The following is an 841-nucleotide window of genomic DNA, read 5'->3' on the forward strand; positions in this document are numbered from 1 at the left end:
CAAAGACAGTGATGCCCGGACCGGGCACAAGAGTGCCGACTCCTCGTTTTTCGGCTACAAGCATCATCTCGCGATGACGGAGGAGGGAATCATTACGGCCGTCATCGTCACATCTGGCGAGGCGGCAGACGGTCCACAATTGGCGAGCCTTGTCGAGAAGAGCCATCTAGCCGGTGTCGAGTTCGACCACATCGTGGGTGACGCCGCCTATTCTGGCCGTGACAACCTGATTTACGCAGCCTCGCAAGGATGTAAGCTTGTCGCTCCGTTGAATCCGCGTGTCTATTCGCCTGCCGATAACCGCGGTGAAGGGTTCACCTACAATAAGGATGCCGAACGCTACGTCTGTCCCGCCGGGCACATGGCCATCCGAAAGGCCCGGACAGGGACAAGGAACATCGGTAAAAATCAGAAAGAGACGCATTATTTCGATATCGAGCTCTGTAAGCAATGCTCATTGCGCGATGGCTGTTACAAGGATGGCGCAAAATCGAAAACGTACAGCGTGTCCTTGAAATCGAGGGAGCATAGTGAACAGTACGAGTACGAGCAGACGGATGAATTCAAGGACTATCGCCGCAAACGGCACGCCATCGAGGCGAAGAATAGTCAACTGAAGAACCCGCAAGGTTTGGCGCGCAACAAGACGTCAGACCTGAAAGGCATGACGTTGCAGGCCGTGATGGCGATCATCGCGGTCAACCTGAAGCGGATCATCGTCCTTCGAAAAGAAAATACAGGATGAGGGCAAGGAAAAAGAGCGATCGTCCCGACTTGAGTCGGTCCAATCGCTCTTTTTTCTGTCCACGCTCGGATAGAGCGGAGGTTTTTCAGTGCCCTC

The 841-nt window shown here is 54.2% G+C and carries 1 protein-coding gene; it reads left to right on the forward strand.

Annotated elements, in window-relative coordinates:
- Window positions 1–745, forward strand: a 745-nt coding sequence (locus EVJ33_RS15155; RefSeq protein WP_145963188.1) for a transposase, incomplete at its 5' end; no start/stop codon positions are given.
- Between the last annotated feature and the right edge of the window lie 96 nt (window positions 746–841).

This window comes from Exiguobacterium sp. SL-10, from assembly GCF_004337025.1.
Classification (GTDB): domain Bacteria; phylum Bacillota; class Bacilli; order Exiguobacteriales; family Exiguobacteriaceae; genus Exiguobacterium.